The organism is Streptomyces sp. NPDC005402, assembly GCF_040606575.1.
In the GTDB taxonomy this organism is placed as follows: Bacteria; Actinomycetota; Actinomycetes; order Streptomycetales; family Streptomycetaceae; genus Streptomyces.
This window is the reverse complement of record NZ_JBEXFB010000007.1, coordinates 116,141-131,548: the sequence shown is the minus strand read 5'-3', so window position 1 is coordinate 131,548 and position 15,408 is coordinate 116,141. Positions and strand designations below refer to the sequence as shown.

At 71.1% G+C, this 15,408-nt stretch carries 15 protein-coding genes; 11 read left to right on the top strand and 4 right to left on the bottom strand.

Going from position 1 to position 15,408, the window contains the following annotated elements; genetic code table 11:
- Positions 1 to 153 precede the first annotated feature (153 nt).
- Complete coding sequence (locus ABZT02_RS15750; protein ID WP_356018216.1) at positions 154 to 738, bottom strand: TetR/AcrR family transcriptional regulator; 585 nt, start codon at positions 736 to 738, stop codon at positions 154 to 156.
- A gap of 121 nt (positions 739 to 859) precedes the next feature.
- Between ABZT02_RS15750 and ABZT02_RS15745 the strand changes: the two genes are divergently transcribed.
- Both ABZT02_RS15745 and ABZT02_RS15740 read left to right on the top strand, forming a co-directional pair.
- Complete coding sequence (locus ABZT02_RS15745; protein ID WP_356018214.1) at positions 860 to 1,774, top strand: hypothetical protein; 915 nt, start codon at positions 860 to 862, stop codon at positions 1,772 to 1,774.
- 18 nt (positions 1,775 to 1,792) lie between these two features.
- Positions 1,793 to 2,401: a nucleotidyltransferase family protein gene (locus tag ABZT02_RS15740; RefSeq protein ID WP_356018212.1), complete on the top strand. Its 609-nt coding sequence runs from the start codon at positions 1,793 to 1,795 to the stop codon at positions 2,399 to 2,401.
- A gap of 156 nt (positions 2,402 to 2,557) precedes the next feature.
- On the opposite strand, the gene ABZT02_RS15735 is transcribed toward ABZT02_RS15740, so the two are convergent.
- On the bottom strand, positions 2,558 to 2,743 hold the full coding sequence (locus ABZT02_RS15735) for an Rv0909 family putative TA system antitoxin (protein WP_356018209.1): 186 nt from the start codon (positions 2,741 to 2,743) through the stop codon (positions 2,558 to 2,560).
- A gap of 192 nt (positions 2,744 to 2,935) precedes the next feature.
- Between ABZT02_RS15735 and ABZT02_RS15730 the strand changes: the two genes are divergently transcribed.
- Both ABZT02_RS15730 and ABZT02_RS15725 read left to right on the top strand, forming a co-directional pair.
- Positions 2,936 to 3,658 (top strand): HNH endonuclease family protein, encoded by a 723-nt coding sequence (locus tag ABZT02_RS15730; protein ID WP_356018642.1) that lies wholly within the window; start codon positions 2,936 to 2,938, stop codon positions 3,656 to 3,658.
- Between the two features lie 84 nt (positions 3,659 to 3,742).
- Positions 3,743 to 4,486 carry a GNAT family N-acetyltransferase gene (locus ABZT02_RS15725; RefSeq protein WP_356018207.1) on the top strand — a complete coding sequence of 248 codons (744 nt, stop codon included), beginning with the start codon at positions 3,743 to 3,745 and terminating at the stop codon, positions 4,484 to 4,486.
- Positions 4,487 to 4,555: 69 nt separating this feature from the next.
- Here ABZT02_RS15725 and ABZT02_RS15720 read toward each other — a convergent pair whose 3' ends face one another.
- Together ABZT02_RS15720 and ABZT02_RS15715 are read right to left on the bottom strand one after the other, a co-directional pair.
- The gene (locus ABZT02_RS15720; RefSeq protein WP_356018205.1) at positions 4,556 to 5,350 is read right to left on the bottom strand and encodes a hypothetical protein; all 795 of its coding nucleotides are present in this window, start codon (positions 5,348 to 5,350) and stop codon (positions 4,556 to 4,558) included.
- Positions 5,351 to 5,453: 103 nt separating this feature from the next.
- Complete coding sequence (locus tag ABZT02_RS15715) at positions 5,454 to 6,170, bottom strand: hypothetical protein (RefSeq protein ID WP_356018203.1); 717 nt, start codon at positions 6,168 to 6,170, stop codon at positions 5,454 to 5,456.
- Positions 6,171 to 6,381: 211 nt separating this feature from the next.
- Between ABZT02_RS15715 and ABZT02_RS15710 the strand changes: the two genes are divergently transcribed.
- From ABZT02_RS15710 to ABZT02_RS15680, 7 genes are all read left to right on the top strand, one after another.
- Positions 6,382 to 8,568: an N-6 DNA methylase gene (locus ABZT02_RS15710; protein ID WP_356018641.1), complete on the top strand. Its 2,187-nt coding sequence runs from the start codon at positions 6,382 to 6,384 to the stop codon at positions 8,566 to 8,568.
- A 94-nt stretch (positions 8,569 to 8,662) separates the two neighbouring features.
- Positions 8,663 to 9,277, top strand: a complete 615-nt coding sequence (locus tag ABZT02_RS15705; protein WP_356018201.1) for a hypothetical protein — start codon at positions 8,663 to 8,665, stop codon at positions 9,275 to 9,277.
- Between the two features lie 38 nt (positions 9,278 to 9,315).
- Positions 9,316 to 10,809 (top strand): protein kinase, encoded by a 1,494-nt coding sequence (locus ABZT02_RS15700; RefSeq protein ID WP_356018639.1) that lies wholly within the window; start codon positions 9,316 to 9,318, stop codon positions 10,807 to 10,809.
- A gap of 140 nt (positions 10,810 to 10,949) precedes the next feature.
- Positions 10,950 to 11,786, top strand: coding sequence for a glycoside hydrolase domain-containing protein (locus tag ABZT02_RS15695; RefSeq protein ID WP_356018199.1), 837 nt, complete (start codon positions 10,950 to 10,952; stop codon positions 11,784 to 11,786).
- A 156-nt stretch (positions 11,787 to 11,942) separates the two neighbouring features.
- Complete coding sequence (locus ABZT02_RS15690; protein ID WP_356018197.1) at positions 11,943 to 12,590, top strand: SurA N-terminal domain-containing protein; 648 nt, start codon at positions 11,943 to 11,945, stop codon at positions 12,588 to 12,590.
- A 160-nt stretch (positions 12,591 to 12,750) separates the two neighbouring features.
- Complete coding sequence (locus ABZT02_RS15685) at positions 12,751 to 13,749, top strand: nucleoside triphosphate pyrophosphohydrolase (protein WP_356018195.1); 999 nt, start codon at positions 12,751 to 12,753, stop codon at positions 13,747 to 13,749.
- Between the two features lie 130 nt (positions 13,750 to 13,879).
- Positions 13,880 to 15,235, top strand: coding sequence for a cytochrome P450 (locus ABZT02_RS15680; protein WP_356018192.1), 1,356 nt, complete (start codon positions 13,880 to 13,882; stop codon positions 15,233 to 15,235).
- Positions 15,236 to 15,408: the final 173 nt, after the last annotated feature.

The window sequence follows — 15,408 nt, the reverse complement described above, 5'->3', positions numbered from 1 at the left end:
TGGGTGCCGGTGGTCCCACGCGGGGCCGTCGGGAGGCGGTGCCCTGTCGCGGGGCGCGCATGCGGTGATGCCGCTGCGGTCGCTCTGGGGGACGGTCGTCCGCTGAAGCCGGGACGCTCTGATCAATTCCCCCTGCCCGGCGGGCGGTTGTGTTCAGTGCGTGCGGAACAGCGTGGTCGCCAGCGTCCTGAACACTTCCTCGGGGTCGCTGTCGCCGACCGGGCCGTCCAGGTTGTGGCTGAGGAGCAGCGTGGCGAAGCCGTGGGCGAGGGACCAGGCGGCGACTCCCGCGAGGCGGCTGTCGATGCCGAAGTCGTCGGCGTGCACTGCTGAGACCGCGGAGCGCAGGGCGTCGGTGGCCAGGGCGCGGGCCGTGGTGAGTTCGAGGTCGCCGGTGCGCAGCAGTTCGGGCGCGAACATCACCTGGAAGTGGGCCGGGTGCTCGCGGGCGAAGCGTACGTAGCGCACGCCCGCGTCCTTGAGGTCCGAGGCGTCGTTGACGGCGTCCGCGAGCAGCGCGAATCCTTCGGCGGCGATCGCCGTGAGCAGCCCGGTGCGGTCCCGGAAGTGGTGGGCCGGGGCGGCGTGCGAGACCCCGGCGCGGCGGGCCAGGTCGCGCAGGCTCAGCCCGGCGGGACCGTCGGCGGTGATGACGTCGAGCGCTGCGGTGAGGATCGCGTGGCGCAGATCGCCGTGGTGGTAGGGGCGGTTCGGTCGGTCGGTTTCCGCGGGTGCCATGGTCAGAGCGTACGCCCGATCTAGGCATTGACAAGTTCGGGCTGCCGGGGCAATCTAGTCAGTGTCAAGTTATGGGCCGGGTTCGAGGCCCCGGGGACTTCACTGACGACGGGGGTATGGCATGTCGAAGCATGAGCACAGGACCGAGGACGAGGCCGGTGGGGCGCCTGACGCTGTGGAGCTGACCCGGGTGCGCCAGCTCTGGCATCTGCTGGAACCCCTGCACGCGGTGCTCTACTACGCGCCGGAGGTCTCCGAGGAGATGGCGGCGCTCGGGTACGACACGATGGAGCGCTGGCCGAGCTACTTCCCCCTGCGTGCCGCGCCGTTGGGGCCGGTGGGCGCCGAGCGTGTGACGTCCGCGTTCTACAGCTTCAGTCCCCGCATGGTCGCCGAGCACATGGACTCCGCGTGGGCGACCGCCGCGCCCGGTGCGGTGCTGGCGGCAAGGCTGCGGGGGATCGACCGGGCCTACCACGCGCTGTTCGGCGACCGCGTCAACAGCCCCGAGCTGGCGGAGGCAGCCGCTCTCGCCCGGCGCGCGGCCGAGGCGGTGAACACGGCCGGCCGGCCGCTGGCTGCGGCCAACGCCGAGCTGGGGTGGCCCGAGGCCCCTCACCTCCAGCTGTGGCAGGCGGCGATGATCCTGCGTGAGCACCGCGGCGACGGCCACATAGCGGCTCTGCTCATCGCCGGCCTCGACCCGGTCGAGTCGCTGGTCTCCTTCGCCGCGATCGGCGCCGCGTCCGTCGAGCGCTTCGAGAGCCGAGGCTGGAGCGCCGGGGAATGGGAGTCCGCGCGCGAGCGCCTGACGGCCCGCGGTCTGGTCGACGAGCACGGCGAGGCCATGGACGCCGGCCGCGACCTCCGCCACCGCGTGGAACACCACACGGACCGACTCGCGGCTGCCCCATGGCAGTTGCTCGGGACGGCCGACGTGACCCGACTCGCGGACCTGCTCGGTGACTTCTGGGTCGCGGTGCTGTCCTCCGGGCTGCTCCCGTCGGAGACGACCCTCGGCATCGGCAAGGTCTGACCGTGGTAGTCAGGACGGATGCTCGGACGACTTCCCCTCGCGGAACAACTGGACGCCTTCCGTTCCACGCTCGGCCGGAACGAGATCCTGACCGAGGTGATGGCCAGAACGGCGACGCTTGATCTGCCGGGCTGGTACGTGACGGCGGGCTGTCTGTTCCAGACCGTGTGGAACGTGGTCACCGGCAGACCCCCGGCCCAGGGCATCAGGGACTACGACGTCTTCTACTTCGACGACACCGATCTTTCCTGGGAGGCCGAGGACGCCGTGATCAGGACGGGCCAGGAGATGTTCGACGGCCTGCGGGCCGAGGTGGAGATCCGCAACGAGGCCCGGGTGCACCTCTGGTACGAGCGGAAGTTCGGAGTGCCCTGCCCGCCGCACGACTCCACCGAGTCCGCCATCGACCGCTTCGCCGCGACCACGTGCTGCCTGGGCGTGCGGCTGGAACCCGGCGGGGAGTGGCGCGTCTACGCCCCCCATGGCCTGTCCGACGTGTTCAACCTCGTGGTCCGGCCCAACCCGGTACTCGCTCCGAGAGAGGTCTATGAGGCCAAGACCGCGCGCTGGAAGGAGGAATGGCCGGAACTCACCGTGCTGCCGTGGCCGGCAGGCCCGCCGGTGTGACCCCTGCGGAACGCGAAGCCGCCCACGCGAGACGGATCTGCGCGGACGGCCTCTCGTTCAGCGTGTGACGGAGGAGCCTGCTCGGATCGTGCCTGGTCGTGCCTGGTCGTGCCTGTCAGGTCCGGTGGCCGGGTGTCCTCCGTGGGGATTTCGGCGTTACGGCTGGTCGGGCCTGTCGCGATCCATGCCGATCGACCCTTCGATCTTCTGCTGCGCGTCGTCGACCTGGCCCTCGTACTTGTTGCCCGTCCTGTCGTTGGCCTTGCGTTCCGCCATGTCGGACATGTCCTTGCCCTTGTCCTGCACCTGGCGGTTGCTCTTGAACCTGTCGAAGATGCCCATCCCGAGCTCCTTCCGAAGGCGACTCAGCACTGACGATACGGCGTATATATCCGCAATGCCCACTCCTGAGGGTCGTGGTCTGGACCTCCTGAATGCCGCGGTGCGCCCGCTCGCTACGGTGTGCGCGACGTCGTACGAGGGAAGTCGCTCCCTGCGGGGGCGGACCGGGTTGCAAGGGGAGGGGCGCACGTGATGCGTCTGAGGGGCGGGGCCGCGGCCGCCGTCGTGCTGGTGTTCGCTGTGGCCGGGTGCAAGGCGGAGACGACCACAGGGGCCGGTGGGCCCGAGGAGACCGGGGGTGCGGCCGGTTCGGGTGCGGCCCTCAGCGCCGCCGAGTCGCTCACCGTGAAGGGGCGGGCGCCCAAGACGGGTTATGAGCGGGACAGGTTCGGCACCGCGTGGGCGGACACCGACTCGAACGAGTGCGACACCCGCGACGACATACTCAAACGCGACCTGGAGGACGTGAGGTTCACCGGCGGGGACTGCAAGGTGTCCTACGGCGTGCTCGAGTCGGACCCGTACTCGGGCAAGGAGGTGACCTACCGGCGAGGTCGCAGCCAGGTCGACATAGACCACGTGGTCGCGCTCTCCGACGCCTGGCAGAAGGGGGCCAAGTACTGGAACGCGAGCAAGCGGATAGCTCTCGCCAACGACCCCCTCAACCTCCTGGCCGTCGACGCGAGCACCAACCGTTCCAAGGGGGACGGTGACACGGCGACCTGGCTGCCGCCGAACAAGGCGTACCGGTGCACTTATGTGGCCGCCCAGGTCGCCGTGAAGAAGAAGTACGGCCTGTGGGTGACGGACGCCGAGAAGTCCGCGATGGAGAAGGTCCTCTCGGGCTGCCCCGGCCAGAAGCTCCCGGCGGGCGGCAACCCGACGGCAGCGCCACCGCGGTTCCACGCGGACTGAGGGGGCTCGGGGCGCGCGGTCGCGGGCACTTGGGGGGCGCGAAATGCGCTTCCCGGTGGGCGGGCCCGCGCCTACGGTGATCGCATGGAGCTGAAGGTATCGAGCCTCGCCGAGCGTCCCGAGATGCGCGAGCGCGTCCTCGACATGGCCGACAGCTGGCCGCGGTTCGTGACCGAGGACCTTGTGGGCAACGCCCACTACGGACGGATCTCCGTCGAACTCCCCGAGCACGTGCTGTTCGCCGAGGACGAGCGGGGCGAGGTCGTCGCGCACGCCCACAGCGTCCCCTTCGCCCTCCACACCGAGGGCCGCGGTGAACTGCCCGCCCGGGGCTGGGACGAGGTGCTGGTATGGGCCTTCAGTGACCTGCGGCGTGTCGTACGGCCCGACACGGTCAGCGCGATCTCGGTCGTCGTCGATCCGCGCTTCCAGGGCCACGGCCTGTCCGCCCGGATGCTCTCGGCGATGCGTGACAACGCCCGCGCCCACGGCTTCACCGAGGTCGTCGCCCCCGTCCGCCCCAGCGCCAAGCATCTGGAACCGCACACCCCGATCGACGAGTACGTCCGTCGAGTACGCCCCGACGGCCTGCCGCACGATCCCTGGCTGCGCGTGCACGTCCGGGCCGGTGCCCAGGTGCACGCCGTGGCACCGGCGTCCATGACGGTGTCCGGCTCACTGGAGCAGTGGCGCCGCTGGACCGGACTGCCCTTCGCCACCCGGGGCGACATCGAGGTGCCCGGAGCGCTGGTGCCGGTGCGGTGCGAACCGGAGCGCGGGTACGCGGTGTACGTCGAGCCCAACGTGTGGATGCGACACGCCCTTTGAGCATGCCGCATCCAAGGGGGCCGAGCCCGGGCAGGCCGAGCCCGGGCGTGCCGCGTCCGTCCCGTTGATTCAGCCGCCCAGGGCGTCGAGGTCCAGGATGTCGCCGGCCGGCTTCTGCGACGGGACCGGTTCGTCGAAGTCGCTGAAGGTGACGGACCCCTGGTCCGCGCCTGCCGTGCTGTCGATCCGCAGCAGATACGGCTTGCCCTGGGTGGCGACGTACAGCGTGTAGCGGTCCTTGCCGTCCTTCTCGTGCAGCGTGATCGCAGGCACGCCGCCGACGGTGGCCGTCTTGCCGCGGCTCGCGTCTGAGTCGGTGTCCTCGGCGCCGTCGAGCACCGAGCCCAGGTCGCAGAAGCCCTCGAACTCCTTGGCGTCCGCGCCTGTCGCCTTCGACTTGGTCCACTTGCCGGCCAGCATGGCCACGGCCGCGTCGGTGTCCGCCTTCGACTCGCCCTCGCTCTGCTCGCGCAGGAACGCCTCGTCGAACTTCATGTACACGACGTCACCGGTCTTGATCAGGTCGGCCTTGCCCTTGCCGCCCATGCCGATGGTGCCGGCGCACTCGCCCTTCTTGTTCAGGAGGACGTCGAGGCTGATGGTGGCGCCGCTCTCGTCGTCGGGGATGTCGCCCTTCATTCGCAGCGAGGTGGCACCGGTCGTGGCCTTCGTGGCCCGGTCGGCTATCTCACCGCCGGTCAGCCCGGCGAAGGGTTCCTTCTTGGCGGGCGGCTTGCCCGACCCGGCGGACGCGCCGGAGGCGCTCGAGCTGGTGTCCGCCTTGTCCTGACCGGGCTGGCAGCCGGTGAGTCCAGCGGTGGCCGCGGCGGCGATGCAGAGAGCGGCGAGTGCGGTACGACGCATGGTGATTCCTTGGTGGGGATGCGGTGACGTGATGAGGTGGGGCGCGCTGTGTGTGGGGCGCGCCCCGGTGGTGAGCGAAAGGAGATCGAGGGGACGGACCGGTTCAGCCGGTCTTCTTCCAGTCCTTGCAGCCGGTCGTCTTGAAGTAGGCGTCCGAAGCACTGATCTTGACGACGGCCGTGCCGTTGACGTTGTCGTTCGCGAGGATCGAGTCGGTGCCTTGCTCGGCGTCCTTGGTGCGCTCCCAGTAGCAGGAGTCGTCGGTGTTGCCGGTGGACTTGTAGGTGCCGGGGGCGATGTCCGCGCGGACTCGGAACATGCCGCCGTCGCCGGACATCCGGGAGGCGGGAGAGCCCTTGGCCTTCCCGTCGACGGCCTCCCAGTCGTTGCAGTCGCTCGACTTGAAGAGCTTGTCGGTGGCCTTGACGGTGACGTAACTGGTGCCGGTGACATTGTCGTTGGCCAGCAGCGAGTCCATCTCGCCCGAGGCGTCCTTGGCCCGCTCCCAGTAGCACATGCCGTCGCTGTTGCCGGTGGTGCGATACGTGCCGGGCTTGACGTCCGAGCCAACCTGGAAGTCGCCGTCCCCGGAGAACGCGGCCTTCTTCTCGGCGACCTCGGCCTTGCCGGTGCCCGTGGCGCCCTTATCGCCCTTCTCGGCCTTCCCGCCCCCGGCCTCGCGCTCCGCGGACGCCGAAGACCCCTTGCCGGTGTCGGCGGAGGTGTCGCCGTTCCCGCTGTCCCCGGCGTTCGCCGACACGACTCCGATGACGACGACTCCTACGACGGCACCCAGCGCGACCTTGCCCTTCATGCCCATGGCTGTGTCCCCCTCCGACGTGGCGACCCCCGCTGCTCGGCAGTCGCTCGTTCGCTGGGTCAATGAGAACAGAACGTGTGAACCGAGTCAACACTGTTCACGAGAACCATTGTGTACACGGGCGTGAATGGGTGGATCTTGCGCAGCTCGGTATGCTCGGCGTCACATGCGGCGCGCAGGTCTGGTGCCGCACGACGAGGGGAGCGGGCGGGTGCAGGACAACGCGACTGAGGTGACCGCCGCCGGTATCGCACGGCTGGCCGGTGTGGGCCGCGCGGCCGTCAGCAACTGGCGACGTCGGCACGCCGACTTCCCCAAGCCCGTCGGCGGCACCGAGACCAGCCCGTCCTTCGCGCTCGCCGAGGTCGAGTCCTGGCTGCGCAAGCAGGGCAAACTCGCCGAGGTCCCCCTACGGGAACGCGTCTGGCAGCAGCTCTCCGGCCACCCCGACGGCCCGGTCACCGCACTCACCCACGCGGGCTGTGTCCTGCTGCTGATCCACGACCGCCCGCCGGTCTGGCTGGAGGTGAGCGCAGGGTCCGACGAGCGTCTCGTGGAGATGCTGCCGGGGGCGCTGCGGGAGGTGTTCACACCGCGGTTCGGGGCGGACTCGGCAACCGGCACCCCGTCGGCGACGAACTCACAGACGGCCATGAGTACCCCGTCCTCTGTGAACACCCAGGGGCCGGTTCACACACCCACCGCAGATCGGCCCCCTGCCGTGAACGCCCTGTCGACTCCCGTGAACCCCCCAGCCACCGCGGCCCCCCACCCCGCCGTTCACACTCCCACCGCCCCGGAACTCCTCCCCTCCGCCCCCCTCCTCCGCGGCGTCGCCGAGCTGGCCGCCGAGCTGGGCGCCCGCCAGACCTTCGAGTTCCTGCTCGGCCGGCACCTCGACGCCAACCCGCGCCAGTACACGCTCACGCCCGCCGACCTGGCCGGTCTCATGGCCGACCTGGCCGGCCCCGCCCGCACCGTCCTCGACCCTGCGTGCGGCACCGGCGCCCTCCTGCGGGCGGCGGCCACCCGCCCCGACCAGAAGCTCTACGCGCAGGACAGCGCCCCCGAGCTCGCCGCGCTCACCACGCTCCGGCTCGCCCTGCACACCTGGTCCACCGTGCGCGGCGCCACCGGCGACACCCTGCGCGCCGACGCCCACCCGCAGCTGCACGCCGACGCCGTCCTGTGCCACCCGCCGTTCAACGAGCGCAATTGGGGCCACGACGAACTCGCCTACGACCCCCGCTGGGAGTACGGCTTCCCGGCCCGCACCGAGTCCGAGCTCGCCTGGGTCCAGCACGCGCTCGCCCGCCTCAAGGACGGCGGCGCCGGTGTCCTGCTCATGCCGCCCGCGGCAGCGTCCCGCCGCTCCGGCCGCCGTATCCGCGCCGACCTGCTGCGCCGCGGTGCCCTGCGCGCCGTGATCGCCCTGCCGGTCGGGGCGGCACCGCCGTACAACATCCCGCTGCACCTGTGGGTGCTGCGCCGCCCGGAAAGGGCGCCCGCGCAGCCGGAGGTGCTCCTCGTCGACGTGGGGCAGTTCGCCGGCGAGGGGCGCGGCGGGCCGGACTGGCGGGCCGTGCGCGAAGCCGTCCTCGACGCCTGGCAGGCCTTCGGACGCCCCGGCCGCTTCACCGAACGGCCCGGCCTGGCCCGCGCGCTGCCCGTCATCGAACTCCTCGACGACGACGTGGACCTCGCCCCCGCCCGCCACCTGCCGCCCCCCTCGGCGGCCGACGGCGCCGAGCAGCTCACAGCCGTGCGCGAGCTGCTGGGGGAGACCCTGCGCCTGACCGCGGATCTCACCCCGCCGCGCGCCGACACCGCGCACCCCGCGCGGTGGCCGCTCACCACCATCGGCGAACTCGCGCGCGGGGGCGCCCTGATGCTGCGCACGGGCGGCAACGGCGGCCACGCACGCGTGCCCGTGCTCACCGACCACGACGTCCTGTCCGGGGCCACTCCCTCCGGAACACTTCCCGAGAGCGACGAGGAGCCGGTGCTGACCGAACCGGGCGACGTCGTCGTGCCGGTGCTCGGCGGGGGATCGGTGGCGCGCGTGATCGACACGGCGACCGGGGGAGCCGCACTGGGACGCAACCTCGTGCTGCTGCGCCCCGATCCGGCTGCGCTCGACCCTTGGTTCCTCGCCGGCTTCCTGCGCGGCACCGCCAACAACCGCCAGGCCAGCAGCTACGCCTCCACCGCGACCCGCCTGGACGTGCGCAGGCTCCAGTTGCCCCGGCTCACGCTCGACGAGCAACGACGCTACGGCGAACGCTTCCGCGTGCTCGACGAGTTCGAGCGGGCGCTCAGGCACGCGGGCCGGCTCGGAGACCAGCTCGTGCGCGGGATGTACGACGGGCTCACCGACGGAACGGTCGCGCCGGACTGATCAGGACGACAACGGTTCGGTACAACCCGTGACCGGTTGTCGCTGTCGGCCTATACGCTCGAACCCCACATCGAATCCCGGTTCAGGAGCGTTCATGTACGGCCACGGCGCGGCACCGCCCGCCCGCGACTCGGGCACGGTCATCACCCTGCGCGTGGTGCTCGCCGCCGTCGGTTTCCTTTCGTGCGGCCTGCTCGCCTGCGCGCCCTTGTTCCGCGTCGCGTTCCTGCGCGGACGGATGGTCGACTGGGTGCTGTCCTGGGCGAGCCTGCCGCTGTCCATCACGTGCTTCGCGGTGGTCGGCGCACTGCCGGAGAGCGACTCCAGGACCGATGTCGCCATGGCATTGGTCCTGCTCTTCGGCCTCTTCAGCAGCGTGTACTTCCTGGTGACGGACATCCGGGTGCACCAGCAGAGGCGGTTCGCCGGCTACCCGCCGCCGCCCCAGGGCCCGACCGTTCACACCGGCTACGGCTACCCGCAGCCCACGCCGCAGCCGACGCCGCCGTACACGTCCACCCTCCTGCCGCAGCCGCAGCCGCAGCCGCAGCCGCAGCCGTCGATTCCTCCGGTCCCCGCCCCCGGTGTCGTCCTGCCCCCGCCGCCGCAGCGCCCCGCGCCCGCCCGTATCGACCAGGTGCGCGCCGAACTCGACGAACTCAGCGACTACCTGCGCAAGCACGACGGCAACGCCGAGGGCGGCAGGTGACCGCGGCGGCAGGACGTGTCGTCGCCGGCCGCTATGAACTGTCCACGCTCATCGGGCAGGGCGGCATGGGCCAGGTGTGGACGGCCTACGACCGGCGGCTCGACCGGCGCGTGGCGGTGAAGCTGCTGCGCCCCGACAAGGTGGCCGGGCAGGAGGCGGACGAACTGCGCCGCCGGTTCGTGCGCGAGTGCCGGGTGACCGCACAGGTCGACCACCCCGGGCTCGTCACCGTGCACGACGCGGGCAGTGAGGGCGAGGAGCTGTTCCTCGTCATGCAGTACGTCGACGGCGCGGACCTCTCCGACCATCTCGCCGAGCACGACCCGTACCCCTGGCAGTGGGCCGTCGCGGTCGCCGCGCAACTGTGCGCCGTACTGAGCGCCGTGCACGCCGTGCCGATCGTCCACCGCGACCTCAAGCCGCGCAACGTGATGGTGAAGCAGGACGGCACCGTCACCGTCCTCGACCTCGGTGTCGCCTCCGTCATGGACACCGACACCACCCGCCTCACCCACACCGGTTCGCCGATCGGCTCGCCCGCCTACATGGCGCCCGAGCAGGCCATGGGCGGCGCGGTCGGCCCGTACACCGACCTGTACGCGCTGGGCGTACTGCTGCACGAACTGCTCAGCGGAGACGTCCCGTTCGCCGGCTCCACGGCACTCGGCGTGCTGCACCGGCACCTGTACGAGCCCCCGCTGCCCGTGCGCCGCACCCGCCCCGAAGTCCCCGAGGCCCTCGAAGCACTCGTCCTGCGGCTGCTCGCCAAGGACCCGCAGCACCGCCCGGCCTCCGCGCAGGACGTCTACGAGGACCTGGCGCTGCTCCTGCCCGCGCGCGGGACGCCCACCGGAGCGCCTCTCGATCCCACCCGCCCCTTCCTGCGCCCGCACGCCCCCTGGCCGGACCGCGCGCGCACGCCCGCGCCCCAGCCCGCCCCGGTCACACCGGCACCCGGGAAGGCCGAGAAGCCGGACGTCGCGCGCGCGGTCGACGAGGTCAAGCGGCTCCTCGGCGAGGGCCGCATCACCCAGGCCGTCGACATCCTCGGCGCCATCCTGCCCGCGGCCGCCGAACAGCACGGCACGAACTCCCCGGTCGTACGCACCCTGCGCAAGCAGTACGCCGCCACCCTCATGGACGACGGCCAGTACCGGCGCGCCCTGCCCGAACTGCGCCGCCTCGCCGACGAACGCGCGACCGAGGCCGGCCACGCCGACCCGCAGTCCCTGCGCTTCCGCTACGACGCCGCCCAGTGCCTGGAACAACTCGGCGAACCCGCGGCGGCACTGGCCGAGTACCGCGCCCTGCTGCCGTACTACGAGAACCAGTACGTGGCCGGCGACCCCCAACTCGCCCACGACGTCCGCCGCCGCATCGGCCACCTCCTGCTGGCCCTCGGCGACCGCTCCGCCGCCCACGAAACCCTCGCGCGACTGCTGCACGACGTGGAGCGGCTCCACGGACCGGGCCACCCGCTCGCGGTGGAGATCCGCCGGACGCTCCAATGGCTGGGACAGGTGCGCGGCTAGCGCAAACGACCAGATTTTGCCGTACCCAGAGGGAAACTTGTCACCTTCCGGGGCTCGTGTTTTCGAAAGACAGGATCAGCACCGGATAGCTTTGCGCGTCGTTTCAGCCATGCACAGCACAACCAGGGGTGGGGTCGTCCATGTCGTCCAGGTCCAGTCATCGACAGTCGAAGAAGCGCAGATACGTCACCTGGGGTGTCGCCGGGGCCGCCGTGGTCGCCGGCGCGGGCCTCGCCGCGCAGAGTTCCATGGCCGCGACCACCTGGCCCGCGCAGAAGACGTACACCGGCCGCGCCTTCGACACCTGCGCCGCCCCGTCCCTGGCCGCGATGAAGGCCTGGCACGGCGGCCTCTACGGCGCCGCCGCCGTCTACGTGGGCGGCAAGAACCGCGGCTGCTCCCAGCCCAACCTCACCGCCTCCTGGGTCAAGTCGGTCAGCACGGTCGGCTGGAAGCTCATCCCGCTCTACGTCGGCGCCCAGCCGCCCTGCCAGAGCGGCTCCAACCCCGAGAAGCTCACCACCTCCACCGCCGCCTCCCTCGGCGCGACCGACGGCGCGGACGCGGTCGCCAAGGCCGCCGCGCTCGGCATGAAGGTCGGCAGCCCGATCTACCTGGACATGGAGGCGTACGACATCACGAACAAGGCGTGCAACGACGCCGTGCTCACCTATGTCCGCGCCTTCGACAAGACCCTGCGCGCGAAGACGTACCGCGCGGGCTTCTACGGCTTCAGCAGCTCCAGCGCCAAGGCGATCGCCAACGCCACCGACAAGACCGACCTGCCGGGCAACCTCTGGTACGCGCTGTGGGACAAGCAGAACACCACGACGACGGACTGGCCGTTCGGCAAGACCCAGTTCACCGATCACAGCCGCGGCCACCAGTACCTGGTCAACAGCAAGGAGACGCGCAACGGCTACACGATCACCGTGGACCGCGACGCCTGGGACGCCCCGGTGGCCATCACCGGCTGACCCCCGCACACGCGCGTGCGTGCCGGCGAGAGCGCGGCGGTGCCGGAAGTCCCGGTGAATCGTTGGTCGAATGGGTTGGCCAGAGCCGGTCCCCTGCCTACCATCGATCACCGCAAGACCTTGTGCACCGTCGCACAATCTCCTCGGGAGGCCTCCTTGCACCGCCGTCGTCGCACCGCGCTCGTCCTCTCCGCCGCCCTTGTCGCAGCGGCACCCCTGCTCACCGCCTGCGGAAGCGACGCGCATCCCGGCGCGGCGGCCGTCGTCGGCGGGCAGCGGATCACCGTCTCCCAGCTGGAGAACCGGGTGACCGAGGTGCGTGACGCGCAGCGGGCCGCCGTCACGGACGAGACGCAGTACAAGCAGGCCATCGCCAAGACCGGCACCCTCACCCGCGACGTCCTGCACGGCATGGTCCTCGACCGGGTACTGCACCGGGCGGCCGCCGACGCGGGCGTGTCCGTGACCCGCAAGGAGGTCCAGGAGCTGCGGTCGGGCCTGGAGGAGCAGGCGGGCGGGTCCAAGGGCCTGGAGACGGCCTGGCTCCAGCAGTACGGCATCGCACCCGAACGCCTCGACGAGAACCTCCGCCTCCAGCTGGAGGCCCAGAAACTCGCCGGGAAGCTCGGCACCGACACCAGCGACCCCGCCTTCTGGAACGCCCTGAGCAAGGCGTCGAAGCAACTCGACGTCGACCTCAACCCGCGCTACGGCACCTGGGACGTCGCGAAGAGCACCCGCGTCGACGCGAAGACTCCGTGGGTACGGGAGGTCACGGCGACGGGGAGCGAGCAGAGCGCGTAGCGGGACAGGGGCGGCCGACAGCACGGCCGGCAGGACCGTCCACAGCCCTACCCGCAGGACGGTCCACACCGAGCGGGCAGATGATCGTACGATCACTCCGCCACCCCTGACCTGTGGACAACCGGATCGCCTCGTCGGCCCCGTGCGTTAGCTTCGAATCGTGAACGCAACCGGCTTCGAGCCCGCCCCCGACCAGGACCCCGACACGGCGTCCGCCCCCGGCCGCATCGTCCTGCTCACCACCAGCCACCGCGTCGCCCCCGGCCTGCTGTCCTGGCCCGCCTGGCAGGCACTGCACGCCGCCGACCGTGTGCTGTGCGCGGACGGCACCCACCTTCAGCTGCCGTATCTGAGGGAGGCGGGGATACGGGTCGACGAGACGTCCCCGACCGCGGAGGAACTGGTCGCCGCGTGCGCGGGCGGGCACACGGTGATCGTCGTGGCCACGGGCGAGGGCGAGCCGGCCCTCACGGACGGCCTGGCCCGCCTCGCCGGATCCGGACGCGTACAGATGCCCGAGCTGGAGCTGCTCCCCGCCTCCTACGACCTGCCCGGCGCCCGGCTCCTCGACCTCGTCCAGGTCATGGACCGCATCCGCGCCGAGTGCCCGTGGTCCTCCCAGCAGACCCACAGGGGTCTCGCGAAATACGGCATCGAGGAGGCGTACGAACTCGTCGAGGCCATCGAGGAGGACGACCGCGACGAACTGCGCGAGGAACTCGGGGACGTGCTGCTCCAGGTCGTCTTCCACTCCAGGATCGCCGAGGAGGACCCGGACGCCCCCTTCTCCATCGACGACGTCGCCGGCGGCATCGTCGCCAAGCTCATCCACCGCCACCCGCACGTCTTCGGCGACGAGAGAGCCGACACCCCCGAGGAGGTCAAGGCCCACTGGCTGCGCACCAAGGCGATAGAGAAGCAGCGCACCTCGGTGACCGAGGGCATCCCCCTCGGCCAGCCCGGCCTCGCCCTCGCGGCCAAGCTGGCATCACGGGTGCGGACGGCGGGCCTGGACGTCCCGCTCCCGAAGACCGAGGGCATCGGCTACGAACTCCTCACCCTGGCCACCCGCGCCGAGGCGGCGGGCGTCGACCCGGAGGCTGCGCTGAGGGCGGCGGCACGGGCGTACCGGGACGCGATCCGGGAGGTGGAGGGCTGAGGGGGTGAGAGGGCTGAGGTAGCGCCGGTTGGGTGGGGGAGGGGCCTGGCAGGTGGGAGGAGGGAGGGCCCTCGGCACGTGAGGGAACCGGCACCGACAAGCCCCCCACCCCGCCGGATAACGTCAAGGAGTGACCGACCAGCCCTCCACCACCCCGCCCCCCACCACCCCGCCCCCCACAACCCCCACCCCCACAACCCCCACCCCCACAACCCCCACCCCCACCCCCACCCCCGAACTCTTCACCTGGGAGTTCGCCACCGACCCCTACCCCGCCTACGCCTGGCTCCGCGAACACGCCCCCGTGCACAGGACCCGGTTGCCCAGTGGGGTGGAGGCCTGGCTGGTCACCCGTTACGCCGATGCCAAGCAGGCCCTGGCCGACCAGCGGCTCAGCAAGAACCCCGCGCACCACGACGAGCCCGCGCACGCCAAGGGGAAGACCGGTATCCCGGGGGAGCGCAAGGCGGAGCTGATGACGCATCTGCTGAACATCGACCCGCCGGACCACACCAGGCTCCGACGGCTCGTCAGCAAGGCGTTCACGCCCAGGAGGGTCGCCGAATTCGCGCCCCGGGTGCAGGAGCTGACCGACCGTCTCCTCGACGGTTTCGCGGCCACCGGCACCGCCGACCTCATCCACGAGTTCGCCTTCCCGCTCCCCATCTACGCGATCTGTGACCTGCTCGGTGTCCCCCGGGAGGACCAGGACGACTTCCGGGACTGGGCGGGCATGATGCTGCGCCACACGAAAGCCGGGCAGGCAGGGGGGCCGCGGGGCGGGGTCGCGCGGTCCGTGAAGAAGATGCGCGGCTATCTCGCCGAACTCATCCACCGCAAGCGGGCAGAGCTGCCCGACGAGCCCACCCCCGGCGAGGACCTCATCTCCGGGCTCATCCGCGCCTCCGACCATGGTGAGCACCTGACCGAGAACGAGGCCGCGGCCATGGCCTTCATCCTGTTGTTCGCGGGTTTCGAGACCACCGTCAATCTGATCGGCAACGGCGCCTACGCCCTCCTCACCCACCCCGAGCAGCGGAACCGGCTGCAGGAGTCCCTGGCCAGGCAGGAAAGGGGCCTCCTGGAGACCGGGGTGGAGGAACTCCTGCGTTACGACGGCCCGGTCGAACTGGCCACCTGGCGGTTCGCCACCGAAGCCCTGCGGATCGGCGGGCAGGACATCGCCGCCGGGGATCCGGTGCTCGTCGTACTCGCGGCCGCGGACCGGGATCCGGAGCGGTTCGCCGACCCCGATGTGCTCGATCTGTCCCGCCGTGACAATCAGCACCTCGGTTACGGACACGGCATCCACTACTGCCTCGGTGCCCCGCTCGCCCGCCTGGAGGGCCAGACCGCGCTCGCCACCCTCCTCACTCGCCTCCCGGACCTCCAACTCGCGGTGGATTCGGCCGATTTGCGTTGGCGTGGGGGGCTCATCATGCGTGGACTGCGTACTTTGCCCGTGGAGTTCACGCCCGTCCGGTAATCGACCGAGGGGTCCGGCCTATCCCGGCGCGGTGCCGCGTAAACATGACGCGCCCTCAAGTATGTGATCTTCACGTGATCTACGCGGCATTAACTTGTGACAAGTGATCGAACCCCTATACGTTCACGGACCAGCGCGGTGCCCCGTACCACCCACCGCGCGGGTACTTGCTG

Bases quoted from the DNA above. Each gene is read 5' to 3' on its own strand.
- ABZT02_RS15705 (WP_356018201.1), top strand. From the start codon at position 8,663: ATGTACGGCCACGGCGCGGCACCGCCCGCCCGCGACTCGGGCACGGTC.
- ABZT02_RS15740 (WP_356018212.1), top strand. From the start codon at position 1,793: ATGCTCGGACGACTTCCCCTCGCGGAACAACTGGACGCCTTCCGTTCC.
- ABZT02_RS15720 (WP_356018205.1), bottom strand. From the start codon at position 5,350: ATGCGTCGTACCGCACTCGCCGCTCTCTGCATCGCCGCCGCGGCCACC.
- ABZT02_RS15735 (WP_356018209.1), bottom strand. From the start codon at position 2,743: ATGGGCATCTTCGACAGGTTCAAGAGCAACCGCCAGGTGCAGGACAAG.
- ABZT02_RS15725 (WP_356018207.1), top strand. From the start codon at position 3,743: ATGGAGCTGAAGGTATCGAGCCTCGCCGAGCGTCCCGAGATGCGCGAG.
- ABZT02_RS15715 (WP_356018203.1), bottom strand. From the start codon at position 6,170: ATGGGCATGAAGGGCAAGGTCGCGCTGGGTGCCGTCGTAGGAGTCGTC.
- ABZT02_RS15730 (WP_356018642.1), top strand. From the start codon at position 2,936: ATGCGTCTGAGGGGCGGGGCCGCGGCCGCCGTCGTGCTGGTGTTCGCT.
- ABZT02_RS15745 (WP_356018214.1), top strand. From the start codon at position 860: ATGTCGAAGCATGAGCACAGGACCGAGGACGAGGCCGGTGGGGCGCCT.
- ABZT02_RS15695 (WP_356018199.1), top strand. From the start codon at position 10,950: ATGTCGTCCAGGTCCAGTCATCGACAGTCGAAGAAGCGCAGATACGTC.
- ABZT02_RS15750 (WP_356018216.1), bottom strand. From the start codon at position 738: ATGGCACCCGCGGAAACCGACCGACCGAACCGCCCCTACCACCACGGC.